Source organism: Rhodopirellula sp. MGV, assembly GCF_002251265.1.
Taxonomy (GTDB): domain Bacteria; phylum Planctomycetota; class Planctomycetia; order Pirellulales; family Pirellulaceae; genus Stieleria; species Stieleria baltica_A.
Genome location: NZ_NPDI01000047.1, coordinates 78,520 through 94,668 on the forward strand (window position 1 = coordinate 78,520; position 16,149 = coordinate 94,668).

A 16,149-nucleotide genomic window follows, 5' to 3' on the forward strand; every position below is an offset into this window, starting at 1 on the left:
TGGATTTACTTTTTCTCCGTCGCGGTTTTCGCGACGGACTTTCGCACGATCAAGTGCAAGAAGAAATCCAAGCCGGCAAATCGCCCGGCACCTGTGGCAGCCAATACGAGGCACGCCAAGCATTCCACCATCTGGTAGATGCTGCTGGTCGGTCCGGTCGCAGGCGGGTACTGGCTCAGGAAAACTGAACCGAGAAAACCGGCCGCGGCCAACGACGCGAGTGGAGTAAACAGTCCCAGAAGGAGGCACCAACCGATCACGACGTCAAAGTATGGCACCACCCGATTGAGAACGGAGGTATCGATTCGTTCCAGACGTGGACGCTGGATTTTGATCGGTGGCGACATGGCACGCTGGTTTGGAGCGGCCAGAGAATTGATGGTCGCTTCGTACGCGCTCCACAATTGATCGATCTCAGTCAGAACCGGTTTGATTTTCGCTTCGTTCTCTTTGCGAACCGTTTCGACTTGGTCGGCCAAGCTCTCGACACCCTGACGTGCCGGGTCACTGCTCAGCTTTGCGACCTGTGCGACACCCAGCTTGTACTCGCGGATGTCATCGGCGTAGGTCGCCATAATCAGATCGAAATTCTCCAGCGTCGTGTTCAAGGCATCCTTGGCTGCCTTTTTCTCTTTGTCACCGAACTGGTAGTAATCGGCCGCCCGATCGGAGTACTCGCCGAGCCACCACTCGTGGTTTTTGCGATCCATACGGAATTCGCCACGTCGGTCCCAAACCAGACTGTGGAAGTGCTCCGCGTAGGGGCCTTTTGCGTTGGCAAAGAACGGGGCTGCGTCCCAGTCGCCTTTGCGAACCTTGTCGCTGCCTTCACTAAGAAAGTGGAATCCGATTGTCAGCCGAAGCAGGACCAGCATCGTTATCGCAAGGATTCCGAGGATCCGAGGTGAGATTCCCCAACCGACAAGTAGTCGAAGTGGGAATAAGAAAAGGGTTTTCACGATCGCAGATGGCTCCGATGCTAGGCAAGTTGGTAGGCTGGCTTGCGAAAGCAGACGTTTCCGTTGAAAGGCCGCAAGCTGTCGAGGCGGGAAGTCCGCATTATGGACAACAAATCTTTCCACGCCAAGGAGAAAGCCTCGTGCCCGCCCCCCGTAACAGCGGAATCGGCGAGGCACGATTCCGACGCAGCGGATGTCGGGACGCTGTTGTTCAACGCGTCAATGCGGCTGAAAGAAGGTTTGACGATTGAATCGACACCCGCGATCGCGAATCTGCCGCTTCCTGCCAACTTGGTTGCGATCGTGCCTTTCCAACTTGTGTTGCTCACGTTAAGCTTCTGGCCCGATTGACGAGAGAGCTGAATCTTCGCTTCTGTCATTCGCCTGCTGTGCGTCGGTGGCGACCCTTGCGACTGTGAGTCGTGAACCTGGTCAGGACTTAACTGGAGCAGCCATAAGCGATGTAGCTTTGTGTGAGGGTCGCCTCCAACGTGCAGCACAAAATTTGATTTGCCGCAAAGATGTTTTCGGCAGATCCTTCTTGAGACAAGCACGGTGTCTTCTATTGTCGCCTTTCGCTCCCGCGAAAGTAGCGTTCTTGTTGAGTGGCTATGCGGCACAGAAGGCTGTAGTCGCGGCAGCTTGGTCGGCAGTTGGCTTGGTAAATGCCAACCTCGCTTGCGTTTGAACGTGCTGGGAACAGTCGATACAGGGCCCCGCGTTGATGGCGGGGCGGGGGTGTATCTGTGAGGTTGGGGATCGGAAATCGCCTAAAGGCTAGACTCCAACGTGCGGGATGGAAGAATCGCCTAAAGGCTAGACTCCAACTTGCGGGTTAGCGGCGTCGTGATTGCATCCACAATGCGTATTCTTTGACGGTGATGATTCCGTCGCGATTTGCGTCCGCAGCCACCGGACTCATCAACATCTTTTCGTACTCGCTTTTGACGAGCTGTTTGTCGTTGTTGCTGTCGTACCGGCCGATGATTCGTTCGGCGTACGCGATCATCTTGTCGTCCACCTCGCCAACCGGGAGGCCCGCCGCGGAATCCGCCACGGTCGCCACCGCGATCACCCCCACGGTCGCCACCGCGTCCTCCGTCATCACCGCCTCGCTGTGCAAAAGCGGGCGCTGTGTCGACAGACGCTGTGCAGAAAATCAGTAGTGCGGCGATGAAACCGCGAGAAAAGTGTTGTTTTGCGTTCATATCAGATGAAACCAACGCCAAGCGAAAAGGTTTCGATCGTTGAAACGCTAACACGAACAACGATCGCTCAAGCGAATTTTAACAACGCGTACTTTTTTTTGCCCCTGCGTAATACCATCACAGTCTCACTCGCGAGGTCAGAATCGGTCAATTTAAGGTTCATGTCGGTTACGCGTCTATTGTTCAGATAAACACCGCCCTCTTTGACCCCCCGGCGAGCATCGCCACCGCTGTTCGCCAACCCCGCCAATTGGAGGGCTTCAATAATCCACAGTCCCTCTCCGGACAGCATGTCACGGTCGAGTTGCTTATTGGGGACATCCGCGAAGATTTGGCCCAGTTGGTGGTCGTCCATCGATTCGATCTCGCCACCGAAGAGCACTTTGCTGGCCGCTTGAGCCGAGCGGAGGCCTTCGTCGCCGTGCACGAATTCAACCAACCACTCCGCCAAGCGTTTCTGGGCCGTTCGCCGCGCCGGGTCACTTTTCGTCAATTCGGCCAGCTGGTCGAATTCTTCTCGCTCGATTTCGGTCAGGTATGCGATGCACCGCATCACATCTGCGTCGTCGACGTTGACCCAGTACTGGTAGAACTCGTACGGGCTGGTGCGTTCGGGGTCCAACCAGACGGTGCCTTTTTCCGTCTTGCCCATTTTCTTGCCGTCGGTCGTCGTCAACAGCGGCGCGGTGAGCCCGAAGACTTGCTTGGACAGCATCCGCCGGGCGAGGTCGATTCCAGCGGTGACGTTGCCCCACTGGTCGCTGCCGCCCGCTTGGATATGACAGCCGTGATGTTTGCACAAGTAAACGAAGTCGTACGCCTGCAGCAGCATGTAACTGAATTCGGTGTAGCTCAGGCCGGCGTCACTGCCCAGCCGCGCCCGCACCGATTCCTTGCCCATCATCGTGCCGACGGGGAAGTTTTTGCCGATGTCACGGAGGAATTCCAGGTATCCGTAGCCCTTCATCCAGTCGTAGTTGTTCAGCAGTAGCGCGCCTTGGTCGCCTTCGAACGACAAGTGTTTGCGCATTTGGCCTTCGATCCCGGCGATATTGGCCGCCAGCTGATCGGCATCCAACAGATTTCGTTCTTCGCTCTTGCCGCTGGGGTCGCCGATCATCCCGGTCGCCCCGCCAACCAACGCGATCGGTCGGTGGCCAGCCTTTTGAAACCGTCGCAACATCATCAGTTGCATCAACGAACCGACGTGCAGCGACGATGCGGTGGGGTCGAAACCGATGTAGACCGTTTGTGGGCCGCTCGCGAGCAGCTTTGCCAAGCCGGCTTCGTCGGTCATTTGGTGAATCAGCCCGCGCCAACGCAGCTCGGAAATTAGGTCTAAATCGCTCATCGTGTTACGTTTTTTCGACTGTTAAAAATGGCCTCGGCGATGGTCAGGTCGCCGGGATGTGTGATTTTGATGTTTTCGGACGAACCTTCGACCAGTGCCACGTCGACACCAATCCGCGAAACAAGCTCTGCGTCGTCGGTCGCTGGCCGCCCTCGATGTCGCGCATAAGCTTGACGCAAAACCTCCGGTTTAAACACCTGGGGTGTTTGTGCCAACCACAGGGTGCTGCGGTCGATGGTCGAACAGGATTCGCCCTCGTCAAGTGACTGCTTCACCGTCGCCGTCATTGGAACAGCCAAGATCGCCGCGCCACATTGGCTCGCTTTGCGAAAGACCCGCTCCAGTTCGTCCACGGTCACCAACGGTCGAGCTGCATCATGGATCGCAACGAGATCGATCGAGTCATCGCCTTCGCATGCCTTTAGACCCGCGCCGACGCTGTCGGTTCGCTCAGCACCGCCCAGAACGATTTCGATCCCAAGCTGAGCAACGACGTCGGCGACTTCGCTCCGGAAATACGAAAGGTCGTCAGCAGAGACGGGCATCACGATCCGGCGAACGGCCTGATGTTCGCGCAGTCGTTCTGCCGAACGTTCCCAAATCGGTTTTCCGTCAAGCAATGCGAACAGCTTGTTTCGGTCGGAACCAAAACGTCGCCCGCTGCCCGCAGCCGGCATGACTACGGCAACGCCCAAGGATGAGTCAGTCATCTGTTCCTCGCCACCGACAGAAACAATTCAAGAGAAAGAAGCTCCCAGCAGTTTCCTCGCTGGAGTCTAGCCTTTAGGCGATTCTCGGTCCCGAGCCACCCCGGTCCCAAGTCCCGTTTCGTTAACACAACGCCTTCACAAGCATCGCAAAAACTCCATCCGACCGAACGGCTGAAGCCTGAACTCCAACCGTCCCAGTCTTCTTTCTCAACCAAACCCTAGCGGCGTGCGGCTTCGTGCTTCAGTGGCAACCACGCGGCGTTTTCGGTGTTACTGGCGACGCACTGCTGGATGAAGTACATGCCTTCGACACCGTCGTAGCAGTTGGTGTAGACGGTGTCTTTTTGCTCGACCTTTTCACCAGCGGCTCGTTTGGCCATCGCGTCGAACGCCGAGGCGTAAACGTTGGCGAACGCTTCGAAGAACGCTTCGGGGTGTCCCGAAGGCAAGCGGCAGGCGCCTGCACCGAGTGGGTTCATGTACGGTGCGTTCGGATCGCGAGTCAGGATCTGATGCGCCTTGCCGTTTTGACGATAGATCATCTCGTTGGGATTTTCTTGACGCCACTTCAGCGACCCCTTAGTGCCGTCGATTTCGATTTCCAAATCGTTTTCACGGCCGTGGCTGATTTGCGAAGCGGTGACGGTACCGAGGGCGCCGTTTTCATAACGAATCACCGCGGTTCCGTAGTCGTCCAGCTTGCGGCCTTCGACGAATGCTTTCAGGCTGCAGCTCACTTGATCGGGCAGCAAGCCGGTCATGTAGCGACCGAGATTGTAAGCGTGCGTTGCGATGTCGCCGAATGCGCCAGCCGCACCGCTCTTGCTGGGGTCGGTTCGCCAAGCCGCTTGCTTTTGGTCTTCCGCTTCAAGCGAGGTGCGCAACCAGCCTTGGATGTACTGTGCACGGACGGCGTTGATTTCGCCCAGTTCACCGCTCGCGATCATCTCGCGTGCTTGGCGAATCAAGGGATAGCCGGTGTAGTTGTGTGAGAGCGCGAACACGACGTCGCTGTTTTGTACCGTTTTCAGCAACTCTTCCGCTTGGGCAAGATCGAACGTCATCGGCTTGTCACAGACAACGTTGAAGCCCGCTTTGATGGCCGCATCGGCGACTTCAAAGTGCACGTGGTTTGGTGTCGCGATACTGACGAAGTCGATGCGTTCGCTTTCAGGCAGCTTCAATTCCGATTCCAGCAATTCCTGATAGCTGGTGTAAGCACGTTCTTGAGCGATCCCATAATCAGGAGCCGACGCTTTGGCGCGTTCCGGGTTGCTGCTGAGTGCACCGGCGACCAGCGTCGCGCGATTGTCCAAGCAAGCGGCAATGGAGTGGACGCGGCCGATAAAGGAGCCTTGTCCTCCGCCAACCAGTGCCATTCGGAGCTTACGGTTAAGGGGTTCATTCAGAGCCATGGCGGTTTTGTTGACCTCGGTGATGCGAAGGGGGACAATAAACGCTTCAAGGGGAAAAAATCTCAGCGGGATGCAATCGTAAAGTTCCTCCGCCTGCGCTACAATTCCCCGTCATCCGCTTGTCCGGCTCGTCTGCAACTTTCCAACCGTCCGACTGGAGCTCCGTTCATGACTGCTTTGCCTACCGAATCCAACACCGAATCGTCGACTGCTAAACAAGCTGTCGATTCCCCCCGGGGAATTGGAAAGGGTGCAAAACTCGCCGCCGTGTTTGCGACAACCACGCTGATCGCAACGTTCGCGGCCGCTTACTTTGCCGGACAATCGCATGCGATCCGTCAACAATCGACGTTGAATCCGGCCGCCCAGTGGCAGTTCCCAGCCCTCAATGCGACCGCCGCCGTTACCAGCGAAAAATTTTCGATGGCAACTGGTTTGGTCAGCAATGAAGCCGAAGGGTTGTTCGTGTTGGACCACAATTCTGGACTGCTGCAGTGTTCGGTGATGTACCCTCGCCTCGGAAAATTCCTCGGCTTGTTCACCGTCAACGTCCAAGATGTCCTGGGAAGCAGCAAAGGTGCTGGTTTCATGATGGCGACTGGGCTGGTCGATGCCCCCAGCAGCAACAACAACCCAGTCGCTTCGTCTGTCGTCTATGTGCTCAACACGTCGACCGGCCAATACGCGTGCTACTACATCCCCTTCAACCGCACCTTGTTGAACTCGGGAAAGCCGCAACAAGGCGGCCTGATGCTGCTGTCGACCGGATCGGCTGACCCAATCATTGATCGCGACGCACAGCGTTAATGATGGACAGCGTTAATTTTGTGCGCCGGCAACGGGACACACTTTTCGCTTGCCGAACCTCGCAGAATCATTAGCATTTCGCGTCGACGTTAAATCTTCACGGCAGCCGGTTACGCCGCGCTGCCGTGTTCGCTTTTTTTGAACTCTCACGAGCAGGCTCCTCGTTGGCTCACGGATTGAACCCCGCTCAATCGGACGCGGTAAACACACTTTCGGGTCCACTGTTGGTGCTCGCCGGCGCCGGAACTGGAAAAACCCGTGTGGTCACGTTCCGTATCGCGAACTTGATCAAGCACGGTACTTCGCCCGACCGAATTCTGGCGGTGACGTTTACCAACAAAGCGGCCGGCGAGATGAAGGAGCGGATTGGCGAACTGCTCGGCTATGCCAAAAAGAAAAAGAAACGCGGTGAAAAACGTCCCGAGCCGACCATCAGTACCTTTCACGCCCACTGCGTGAAAGTCCTCCGCCGTCACGCGACCGCACTGGGATACCCCGATAAGTTTTCGATCTATGACCGCAGCGACCAAGAGTCGCTCGCACGATCGGTGCTTCGCGAATTGCGATTGCCCGGCACGGCGCTTAAACCCGGGGATTTGCTGAACATCATCAGCAACTGGAAAAACGCGTCGATCCTGCCTGACCGCGCGCCGCTAGAAGCATCCAACGATAAAGAACACTTGGCTGCCGCCGGGTACCGTCGCTACCAGGAAGGCCTCAAAAGCCGCGGCGCGATGGACTTTGACGACCTGCTGCTGCAAACCGAAATTCTGTTCAACGAGCACACCGCGATCCGCGACGAAGAAGCAAAACGCTTCGATCACGTACTGGTCGACGAATACCAAGACACCAACGGCAGCCAATACCGGATCACCCGCCACCTCGCCGACCGCCATCGAAACCTGTGCGTTGTTGGTGACGATGATCAATCGATCTATGCGTGGCGTGGCGCTGACGTGACCCACATTTTGAACTTCAAAAACGACTGGCCGGATGCGAAAGTCGTTTGTTTGGAAGCGAATTATCGGAGTTGCGGGTCGATTCTGGAAATGGCCAACCGGCTGATCCAGTTCAACAAGTATCGCCACGACAAAATCCTTCGCGCTTCACGTCCCGACGGTATTCGCCCACGGATCGCACAGCACAAAGACGAAACGAAGGAAGCTCAGTCGGTCGTCAGCGAAATCAAACACCTGATCGAAAACCAACACATCCAGCCGCGCGATATCGCGATCCTGTTCCGAACCAACGAACAACCACGTCTGTTCGAAACCGAACTACGCAAAGCCAACGTGCCGTATGTGATGTTGGGCAGCCAGTCGTTCTTCGATCGCCGCGAAGTCCGTGACATGGTCGCGTACTTGAAGTGGATTGACCAACCGGACGACGAAGTCTCGTTGCTGCGAGTGATCAACACGCCGGCGCGTGGCTTGAGTGCCAAATCGGTCAAGACGCTGATGGAACATGCCGTCGCCGCCGGTGTCCCGATTTGGCAAGTGATGCAGCGTCCCGAAGTCGTCGCCGAACTGTCGCCCGCCGCACAACGTGGCGTGGCTCAGTTGCAATCGATTCACCACGATGTCAATCAACGGGCGAAAAGCGATTCGCTGACCGCGGCGATGGAAACACTGCTGACGCAGACATCGTACAGCGACGAGATCAATCGACTTTACGACGAACCAGAAGACCGCCAAAACCGCTTGAACTCGCTCGGTGAAGTCACCAACGCGATGTCAGCGTTCGAAGACGGCCGCGAAGACGCCGACTTGACCGGTTTCTTGGCCGACATCGCCTTGGCTGGTCGCGAGATGGGCAACGAGAAAGACAAGCTGGCGGCGCAAAACGCGGTGTGGTTGCTGACGCTGCACGCCGCCAAAGGACTGGAGTTCCCTGTCGTCTACATGGTCGGACTCGAAGAAGGTCTGCTGCCGCACTCGCGAAGCGTTAAATCCGGGCGAGACGAAGACATCGCTGAGGAACGACGTTTGTGCTACGTCGGCATCACTCGCGCCCAAGAAAAACTGACCATGTCGCTGGCATTGACGCGGCGGAAATGGGGTAAAGCGGTCCCGACCATCCCTAGCCAGTTTCTTTACGAAGTCACCGGCCAAGCCGAGAACGCAAAGAAATACCAAAAGCCTCGCGGCGGCAGGGTTGCTCGCTCGCGGTAGTTGGCGAGGCCAAATCAGAACCGCATCAGATTCGCTAGATAGTTGACGCCTTGGCGAATTTCGTCGAGCGTCGAGTCTTCGCGACCGACCAACAGTGGGCCATTAAAATCAACGTCGTCCATCGTCGCCAAGATCATCGGAAAGTCCACGGTGCCTTCGCCGATCGGGACGCGGATCCCACGTCCTGCGGCAAGGTCAAGGACACCGTCCGTCGCACAGATCACTTGCACACGGTCTTTCAAAACTTTCAACGATTCGATCGCGTCATAGCGGTTGACGACCAGTTGCCCCGGATTGAACGCGACGCCGATAAAACCTTCGTCGTCCTTCTCCAGCACACGACGTAGCGTTTCGCCTGATTCGGCGCCCGTTTCGGCACACAAGAAGGCCCCCACGCGAGCCCCATAGCGTCCAAGGTCTTGCAGCACCGAAGACAGGGTTTCAAAGCGAGGGTCCGATTCGTCATCGGGAACAAACCCGATGTGGTTGATCACCGAACGGGCACCAAGCTTGTATGCCAACTGCATCGCCGACTTGGTCGCGTCGACGCGGCGTTGCAAGTCATTGGGATTGTCATAGCCACGTCGCGTTTGAAATCGAATACTCGCCACGCGCAAATTACGTTCGTCGAGCAGCTTCTTGAAATGACGCAAGCCCGTATCAGTTAGCCCTTCCGGATGGACTTCGCCTCGCCCATCGAGTTCCACCGAGTGAATCCCCATTCGCGCCGCGACGTCCAGCGACTTTTTGAGCGGCAATCGAAGGCTATCCAAACGAATTGCGAGTTTCAGTTCGGTCATTAGGGAAACTGTCAAACACTGGTAAGAGGTCATTAAAGCTGCGGGCGGCCAATTACCGTGAAATTACCTTGCCACCGCAATCCGAGCAAGCGAAGCTCGCCGCTCCGCTAGGCCCCTTCCGATTGCCTCCCGTTCCCGCCGGTTTTCGATCGCTTATCATAGGCAATCGCCAGGATGGTCGATCGACCGTGACATCACGCTTCCTTCTTTTCAGGTCTGAGAATTCATGTCCGAGCCGGCACAGCGCGTCGAGGAATTGCGGGACGAAATTCGCAAGCACGATCATTCGTATTACGTGCTTGCCACGCCTTCGATCTCGGACTTGGAATACGACCGGTTGCTGGAGGAATTGCGGGGTCTGGAAACGAAGCATCCCGAACTGCTGACCGCTGACTCGCCGACGCAGCGTATTGGTGACGCGCCCGTGCCGCACCTGGAACAGGTCGAGCACTCGGTTCCGATGCTGTCGATCGACAACACGTATTCGCTGGATGAGTTGAAGGCGTACTTCGAACGCACCGACAAGCTGCTTGAAGGTCAAAAGTGCAGCTGGGTGATGGAGTACAAGATCGATGGCGTCGCCGCATCAATTCGCTTTACTGACGGCCGGTTGGATCTTGGCCTGACTCGCGGCAACGGCACCGTCGGCGACGACATCACGCACAACGTGCGAACGATACGCGACGTCCCGCTGAAACTTTCCGGCGACGACATTCCAGACGTGCTGGAAGTTCGCGGTGAAGTCTACATGACCAACGAAGAACTGTCGGAGTTGAATGACCGGCAGGTCGCCGCCGGTGGCGAACCTTACAAGAATACACGCAACGTGACCGCCGGAACGATTCGTCTGTTGGACTCGTCGATTGCCGCCGCACGCAAACTACGTTTCTTTTGCCATGGCATCGGTTTGGGTGGAGGACTGAAAGCGACCAACCACATGGACTTTCTAAAAGAGGTCGCCGGATATGGCATTCCGATGACGCCTGACGTGCAGCTTTTTGATTCGTGGCAAGACGCTTTGGCAGCCGCAGCCAAGCTGGATGAATCGGTGCCAGATTTGCCTTTCGAAATCGACGGGATCGTTTTCAAGGTCAACGATTTCGCGGTGCGTGAAAAGCTTGGCATGCGGAGCAAAAGCCCACGCTGGTTGATCGCGTTGAAACTCGAACGCTACGAAGCGACCACGACGCTTGAAAAAATCTCGGTCCAAGTCGGCAAGACCGGCGCGATCACTCCTGTAGCCCATTTAGCGCCGGTCAATATTGCCGACACGACGGTGTCCCGCGCATCGCTTCACAACGCAGACGAGATCGAACGGCTTGATGTTCGCGTCGGCGATGTCGTCGTCGTCGAAAAGGCTGGCAAGATTATCCCCAAAGTCGTCCGGGTTGAAAAACACGAACGGACAAAGAAGCTGCCCAAGTTCAAGTTTCCCGTGGCTTGTCCGAAGTGCAAGACGGAATTGGTTCGCGACGAAGGCGGGGTCTATATCCGTTGCCCCAACCCACAATGCCCCGCACAGCTGAAACAACGTTTGATCTATTTCGGCAGCCGACCGGGAATGGATATCGATGGATTGGGGGAAGAAGTCGTTGATCTGTTGCTGACTCACAAGTTGGTCCACAATTACGCGGACCTGTATCGCTTGACGGTGGAACAACTCGGCGAACTGGATTGGAAAAAGCAACGCAAAGGCAAAGACGGCAAGCTGGTTGAGGTGAAGTTTGGTAAACGCAACGCGGAGAACCTGGTGAAAGGGATCGCGGGGACCAAGGAGCGCGGACTCGCTCGCGTACTGTCTTCAATCTCGATTCGTCATATCGGGCCCCGCGTGGCATCACTTATCACGGCGAAGTATCCGACAGTGGAGTTACTTCGCAAAGCAACGACTGAAGACCTTGCTTCGATTCACGAAATCGGCGATCGCATCGCGAAAAGCTTGCACGAGTTTCTGCACAGCGGTTATGGGACGGAAACCCTGGATGCACTTGCTGCTGTTGGCGTGAAACTGGAAGACGAAGTGCAGGTCACCGAGGCTGGATCGTTGCCGCTGGAAGGCAAAACGTTGGTCGTGACCGGGACGCTGGTGCACTTCAAGCGTGATGAGATCAAGAAGCTGATTGAGTCCCTGGGAGGACGAGCTTCGGGAAGCGTCAGCAAGAACACCGATTACTTGGTTGCCGGAGAAAAGGCGGGCAGCAAGCTGGACAAAGCGAACCAACTAGGCGTGGAAGTGCTCACTGAAGAGCAGTTCCGGGAATTGATCGAGTCGTAGCAACAGGTACCAGTGGTATGACGCATAGAACCTGCCTAATCAGAGCGGTGGGTTTTGTCGCCCCGAGGCTGACGAAGTTTTCAGTGGCCTGTTCTCGGAAGTTCTTGAGCCTGAGAGAGTTGACGTAGTTTTATATCAGTTCACTGGGCACACGAATCGAACGAGGTAACAACGCGATGGAAGCCTTCATTCAGGAAAATCAGATTTTTGTCGGCATCGGTTTGGTGCTAGGTGTCGGGCTGCTGTTCGCGATCTTTTCGATGGGCGGATTCGAACGCAGTTCCAGTAGCGGGTGGGACGGCGATTTCGATGCCGATTTCGGCGACTTTGACTAAAGGAAGTCGGGGCAAGAGCTTCGTTTGAACGCCTGTTTGCGACGAAACAAATGGAAAGCGAAAATGTTTCCAAACGACGTGAACTTAGGCGAGTCCGTTGTACGACAAGTAGCAGGTAGCATCGGGCAACGATGATTCAAAAATCGGGCTCGGAAACACCGGGAGGCCCTTGTTGGGCGGACCGATGTTTTGTAAATAATGTGCCTCGCCGAAGGCACTCCAAAATTTAATAAGGCGGCATAGCTCAGCTGGTTAGAGCAGCGGAATCATAATCCGCGTGTCGGGGGTTCGAGTCCCTCTGCCGCTACTAGATAAAAACCCGCGTGGAAGCAATTTCACGCGGGTTTTTCATTGCCCACCCAAAAAGGTGTCAGGTACCTTTTAGGCAGTCTGGGTGATTTCCCAAGGTGCTGATTTACCGAAGCGGACCCAGCGGAACGCAGAATTTTGCAACGGATTGGACCTGTTGCTCTGCGAGCTAGGCTTTGTAATCGGCTGGACCTTTGGCTCAAAGAATGAAATGGCGAGAGCGACTTGGCATGGCAAAGGCTGGCACTCACCGCTTCATCCACTGCGAAATGCCCCCGAGAGGGCTGGAAAAGGTACCTGGTACCTTTCTGGCAGACGGGGCAATGTTGGGAGGAGTCGGTGGGGCGTGGCGGTCTGTGATACGATTTAGACGGCCCGTGACTTTTGTCTTGGTACACATCATTTCATACGTCCGTCGATGCTCTATCCGCTTGTCTTGACCGTTGCGTTGATCGCGAGCGTCTTGTGCGCAGCAGAATGCCCAGCGCAGGGATCCGGTCCGACACTGGATGAAGTCTTGCTATTCCATCCTGTGAAGTACCCGGAAGGCGATTGGTCGGCGAGAAACGTCGTCCATCAAGACGTTTACTTCACTGCGGCCGATCAGACCAAGCTACATGGATGGTACTGTCCGGTTGACGATCCGCGAGCTGTTGTCTTGTGGAGTCACGGTAATGCGGGAAACATCGCACTGCGTACCCAGTGGCTGCGTTATTTGCAGTCCGAACTGAAGGTAGCCGTGTTTCTATTTGACTATCGCGGTTACGGAAAAAGCGAAGGAAAGCCAACGGTGCGAGGAGCGTTGCAGGACGCGGAGGCGGCCAGGGCAAAGCTTCGTGAACTTGCAAAAGTCAATGATCGCGACATCGTACTGATGGGCGAATCTCTTGGTGGTGCGATCGCGGTTCAACTTGCGGCGAATTCGCCACCGCGAGCGATCATCTTGCAGAGCACGTTTTCATCGCTTCGTGATGTTGCAACGGTTCATTTTCCAAAACTCGCCTGGTTGGTCCCAAAAGCCAAACTAGACTCCGAGAGCGCGATCGCCAATTGCAATGCCACCATACTGCAGAGTCACGGCACCGAAGACCGGACCATTCCGCTTGCACTTGGCAAAAAGCTCTATCAAGCAGCAAAGATGCCAAAGCGGTTCGTTGAAATCGAAGGAGCGAATCACAACGATTGGCTGACCAATGACTACATTCGACAGCTCGATCAATTCCTGGCCGACCTGCCAGCTTCTGGCGTCAAGACAAGCGGATCTTCAGAAAAGTAAACGTCGATGAAGGAATCAAAGTCTCCGCTTCTTCGCGGACAAAGCAGCGTGATGTTAAGTTGCCCCAATTGCGGTTGCGGAATATCAGACGGCTTTGCGTATCTCAGCGGCGGTGCGATCCTGCTTTCTGAGGATCGCATGGATTCCGTTCACGAGGAGCGTTTAGAGGCATTTTTGGCAATTGGCTTTCACGGAGCCCAACCCGACATGCGTGATTCGTGCGGGGACGAACTCGTCGATTCCGTCGAAGGTGGTCAGTTCGACCTCCATTGGTGTTCGGTCAAATGTATGCGTGAGAGTTTCAACGAGATGTTTGACCGAATGGAATCGCAATCGAAACGCTAGCCTTCACTGAGTGCGCATCGACGGACGCCTAATTCATGTCAGTACAAAACTGACATCTTGGTATCGTTGGTCACCGCTCGTGATTGAGACAAGTCGGCTTTGATTCGCCCCCGGCAAATGGACTTGGTAGGAACCGGTCACCTTGAATTGATCGAGTTGAAAATTCCCTTTTTCGTCGGTCAAAACCGATTGAAGGACTTCGCCGTCAGCGGCACGCAATTCAACCGCTACTGCAGCGACCGGTCCACCACTGGGATGTTCAATGATTGATCCTTCGATCTGTGCACGGAAGAAGAACACGTTGTCTTGCAGTCCGGTGACTTCGGTATTGCGTTCGATGATGTCTGCAAGGCTGGTTTGCTTGATACGTTCGATGTCCGATTGGCTGAAAACGTTTTCGAAGTAGAAGCGATCCCCTTCGCGCAGCCGCCGGAACTGGTCAGCGACAATCTTTCGACCGAGTTCGCCGACGGAACTTCCGTACTGATGGTCCTCAGCCAGTATGCCTACCCAAAGATCGACATTGTCTACGTTCCCATAAATTGCTTCCAGCCTCGCTGCCAAGTCTGGATCGGAAGTTATCTGAGCAAACGTCGCAACCGGCGGTAAACCGCAAGCGACGCGCACCGAGTTGTAATCATCCAATCCATGGTCACGTCCGCGCTGGATATTCAAGGAGACGAGATCGAGTCCGCCAGCCCCGGGAGGACCAAACAAGAAATTCCGTAGCGTATCGATAACTTCGAGATCGACTTCCATTGCCAAAGTCGAGGCGTCGAACTTGAGCACTTGATCGATTCCGATTTCGTCAAGCATGCTTGGGTTGAAGAACGCATCAGTCAGCGAGATAGGGTCCGACGTGGCTAGGCCGTCATTGTCGAACAATTCGATTTCCGGATTGATCGTGCTGTGACCAAACCGGAATGCGGCAGTCGAGAATTCATTGGCGATGCCCGCGTTGACTTCAATCTCGTAGCCCAAGTACGGTTTCATTTGCCGCTTGCCAAGAAGCGCGGGCAGAAATTCGTTGTAGGTAATGGACTGCAATTCGGCGATCACGATTGCTCGAGCTTGTTGAAAAAGCTCCTCATCGTTCATCTCCGGATAGGCAATCGCAAGTTGCTTGGCGAGGCGGTTGTGCTCGCGTACGAATAGCGTGTGCATTGCGGTTAGGCCGATGTTTTCGGCCGCACGGACATCGCCCGCCATTATTTCGCCGTCGCTATCCTTCGGCAGCATCTGGCCGTCGGACACGAGTAATAGACCGGCAACGAAAGATCGCAACCGGGCATTGTCCGCTTCGCTGACACCATAAATCTGGGATCCGTCGATGAAGCTAGTGATCAAATTCAGTTGCTGGCGGGGCGTTGCCGAAGGGTCTCCTGTCGAGGAGTCATAGTCGCTGCGTGTGAATGGAATAGAGACATCACTTCGCCCCAATGGATTGAACCAAGGGTCTTCAACGGGCACTTCAATCGAAAACGACTCTCGATGCTCCGGTTCGATCGGGGGTTCTGTCAATCCGATGTCGTGGTCAAGGAACTGCCCCCATAGATAGAGGTATGGCGACAGGTTGCGATCATTTCGTTTCTCCAGCGGCGACTCGGCGGAAAGCTGATTGCTGATCACACGTGGGCTCGGACGATCGACGCCCGACGGTTGCGAAACACCATCGGAGTAGTCCTCATCAGCGAGACGGAGAAGTGCTTGTCCCGCAGCCCCCCAATCCGAATTGGTCGGATGATTGTTGCTGCCATCGAAAGAGCGATATTCGCTGACCGGTTTAGGCAACGAGTTCATCAGGGTGTTGGCAGGTCCTTCGTTGTCTGCACGGCCTCGTTCGCGTCCCAAGCGATTGATCACCATCAACGCGTCGCTCGGGGAGTTGACGCCGTCTTCGTTGACGTCGGTGAACATCACACGCTTGCTTTGCGTGGGACTGGCCATCGCATTGATCACCGCAAGCGCGTCCGAAGGTGAAATCAGACCATCATCATTGACGTCTTCGGCGTCGAAAAAATTGTGCAGCGGCACCGCTGTAAAGACACGTCGGTCGTGGAGCCGCTCAGCAGAGAGCCGGCGCCGAACTCGCACACGTCGCTGCCGCGATCGCACCTCAATGGTCGATAGCAAGCGTCTAATTGATCGCATCCGTGACGCCTCAAATCAGTTTGAGGCAGATGTCAAC

At 55.7% G+C, this 16,149-nt stretch carries 14 protein-coding genes, 1 tRNA gene and 1 other RNA gene; 9 read left to right on the top strand and 7 right to left on the bottom strand.

The features are described from left to right. Positions 1-5 precede the first annotated feature (5 nt). Positions 6-959, bottom strand: a complete 954-nt coding sequence (locus CGZ80_RS17055; protein WP_094416808.1) for a DoxX family protein — start codon at positions 957-959, stop codon at positions 6-8. A 102-nt stretch (positions 960-1,061) separates the two neighbouring features. Between CGZ80_RS17055 and CGZ80_RS27655 the strand changes: the two genes are divergently transcribed. Both CGZ80_RS27655 and ffs read left to right on the top strand, forming a co-directional pair. Continuing rightward, positions 1,062-1,310 carry a hypothetical protein gene (locus CGZ80_RS27655; RefSeq protein WP_143543996.1) on the top strand — a complete coding sequence of 83 codons (249 nt, stop codon included), beginning with the start codon at positions 1,062-1,064 and terminating at the stop codon, positions 1,308-1,310. Between the two features lie 45 nt (positions 1,311-1,355). Further along, positions 1,356-1,450, top strand: an RNA gene (ffs, locus tag CGZ80_RS17060) — signal recognition particle sRNA small type. A 344-nt stretch (positions 1,451-1,794) separates the two neighbouring features. Here the strand turns inward: ffs and CGZ80_RS17065 are convergent. From CGZ80_RS17065 to CGZ80_RS17080, 4 genes are all read right to left on the bottom strand, one after another. Further along, on the bottom strand, positions 1,795-2,064 hold the full coding sequence (locus CGZ80_RS17065) for a hypothetical protein (protein WP_198953720.1): 270 nt from the start codon (positions 2,062-2,064) through the stop codon (positions 1,795-1,797). A 170-nt stretch (positions 2,065-2,234) separates the two neighbouring features. Continuing rightward, positions 2,235-3,518: a tyrosine--tRNA ligase gene (gene tyrS, locus CGZ80_RS17070; RefSeq protein WP_094416627.1), complete on the bottom strand. Its 1,284-nt coding sequence runs from the start codon at positions 3,516-3,518 to the stop codon at positions 2,235-2,237. Beyond that, positions 3,515-4,228 (bottom strand): 2-C-methyl-D-erythritol 4-phosphate cytidylyltransferase, encoded by a 714-nt coding sequence (gene ispD, locus CGZ80_RS17075; protein WP_094416629.1) that lies wholly within the window; start codon positions 4,226-4,228, stop codon positions 3,515-3,517. Before ispD ends, tyrS begins: the two co-directional genes overlap by 4 nt. Positions 4,229-4,446: 218 nt before the next feature. Next, a complete protein-coding gene (locus tag CGZ80_RS17080; protein ID WP_233148482.1) occupies positions 4,447-5,643 on the bottom strand; it encodes a Gfo/Idh/MocA family protein in 1,197 nt (398 codons plus the stop codon). Positions 5,644-5,811: 168 nt separating this feature from the next. On the opposite strand from CGZ80_RS17080, the gene CGZ80_RS17085 reads away from it, so the two are divergent. Together CGZ80_RS17085 and CGZ80_RS17090 are read left to right on the top strand one after the other, a co-directional pair. Then, a complete protein-coding gene (locus tag CGZ80_RS17085; RefSeq protein WP_094416633.1) occupies positions 5,812-6,450 on the top strand; it encodes a hypothetical protein in 639 nt (212 codons plus the stop codon). A gap of 164 nt (positions 6,451-6,614) precedes the next feature. Then, positions 6,615-8,621, top strand: a complete 2,007-nt coding sequence (locus CGZ80_RS17090; protein ID WP_094416810.1) for an ATP-dependent helicase — start codon at positions 6,615-6,617, stop codon at positions 8,619-8,621. 14 nt (positions 8,622-8,635) lie between these two features. On the opposite strand, the gene CGZ80_RS17095 is transcribed toward CGZ80_RS17090, so the two are convergent. Next, positions 8,636-9,421, bottom strand: a complete 786-nt coding sequence (locus CGZ80_RS17095) for a sugar phosphate isomerase/epimerase family protein (RefSeq protein WP_094416635.1) — start codon at positions 9,419-9,421, stop codon at positions 8,636-8,638. A 226-nt stretch (positions 9,422-9,647) separates the two neighbouring features. Between CGZ80_RS17095 and ligA the strand changes: the two genes are divergently transcribed. The 5 genes from ligA (at position 9,648) to CGZ80_RS17115 (ending at position 13,961) form a co-directional block, all read left to right on the top strand. After that, positions 9,648-11,696 carry an NAD-dependent DNA ligase LigA gene (gene ligA / locus CGZ80_RS17100; RefSeq protein WP_094416637.1) on the top strand — a complete coding sequence of 683 codons (2,049 nt, stop codon included), beginning with the start codon at positions 9,648-9,650 and terminating at the stop codon, positions 11,694-11,696. A 176-nt stretch (positions 11,697-11,872) separates the two neighbouring features. Then, positions 11,873-12,031 carry a hypothetical protein gene (locus CGZ80_RS28060; protein WP_158222748.1) on the top strand — a complete coding sequence of 53 codons (159 nt, stop codon included), beginning with the start codon at positions 11,873-11,875 and terminating at the stop codon, positions 12,029-12,031. A gap of 233 nt (positions 12,032-12,264) precedes the next feature. Then, positions 12,265-12,338 (top strand) — tRNA-Met (locus CGZ80_RS17105). Between the two features lie 420 nt (positions 12,339-12,758). Further along, positions 12,759-13,616, top strand: a complete 858-nt coding sequence (locus CGZ80_RS17110; RefSeq protein ID WP_094416639.1) for an alpha/beta hydrolase — start codon at positions 12,759-12,761, stop codon at positions 13,614-13,616. Positions 13,617-13,622: 6 nt separating this feature from the next. Beyond that, on the top strand, positions 13,623-13,961 hold the full coding sequence (locus CGZ80_RS17115) for a hypothetical protein (RefSeq protein ID WP_094416641.1): 339 nt from the start codon (positions 13,623-13,625) through the stop codon (positions 13,959-13,961). A gap of 33 nt (positions 13,962-13,994) precedes the next feature. Here the strand turns inward: CGZ80_RS17115 and CGZ80_RS17120 are convergent, their stop codons facing one another. After that, complete coding sequence (locus tag CGZ80_RS17120; protein ID WP_094416643.1) at positions 13,995-16,112, bottom strand: peroxidase family protein; 2,118 nt, start codon at positions 16,110-16,112, stop codon at positions 13,995-13,997. Between the last annotated feature and the right edge of the window lie 37 nt (positions 16,113-16,149).

Excerpts from the sequence above, each read along its gene's own strand:
- CGZ80_RS27655 (WP_143543996.1), top strand. The coding sequence starts at position 1,062 with ATGGACAACAAATCTTTCCACGCCAAGGAGAAAGCCTCGTGCCCGCCC.
- CGZ80_RS17065 (WP_198953720.1), bottom strand. The coding sequence starts at position 2,064 with ATGACGGAGGACGCGGTGGCGACCGTGGGGGTGATCGCGGTGGCGACC.
- tyrS (WP_094416627.1), bottom strand. The coding sequence starts at position 3,518 with ATGAGCGATTTAGACCTAATTTCCGAGCTGCGTTGGCGCGGGCTGATT.
- ispD (WP_094416629.1), bottom strand. The coding sequence starts at position 4,228 with ATGACTGACTCATCCTTGGGCGTTGCCGTAGTCATGCCGGCTGCGGGC.
- CGZ80_RS17080 (WP_233148482.1), bottom strand. The coding sequence starts at position 5,643 with ATGGCTCTGAATGAACCCCTTAACCGTAAGCTCCGAATGGCACTGGTT.
- CGZ80_RS17085 (WP_094416633.1), top strand. The coding sequence starts at position 5,812 with ATGACTGCTTTGCCTACCGAATCCAACACCGAATCGTCGACTGCTAAA.
- CGZ80_RS17095 (WP_094416635.1), bottom strand. The coding sequence starts at position 9,421 with ATGACCGAACTGAAACTCGCAATTCGTTTGGATAGCCTTCGATTGCCG.
- ligA (WP_094416637.1), top strand. The coding sequence starts at position 9,648 with ATGTCCGAGCCGGCACAGCGCGTCGAGGAATTGCGGGACGAAATTCGC.
- CGZ80_RS28060 (WP_158222748.1), top strand. The coding sequence starts at position 11,873 with ATGGAAGCCTTCATTCAGGAAAATCAGATTTTTGTCGGCATCGGTTTG.
- CGZ80_RS17110 (WP_094416639.1), top strand. The coding sequence starts at position 12,759 with ATGCTCTATCCGCTTGTCTTGACCGTTGCGTTGATCGCGAGCGTCTTG.
- CGZ80_RS17115 (WP_094416641.1), top strand. The coding sequence starts at position 13,623 with ATGAAGGAATCAAAGTCTCCGCTTCTTCGCGGACAAAGCAGCGTGATG.
- CGZ80_RS17120 (WP_094416643.1), bottom strand. The coding sequence starts at position 16,112 with ATGCGATCAATTAGACGCTTGCTATCGACCATTGAGGTGCGATCGCGG.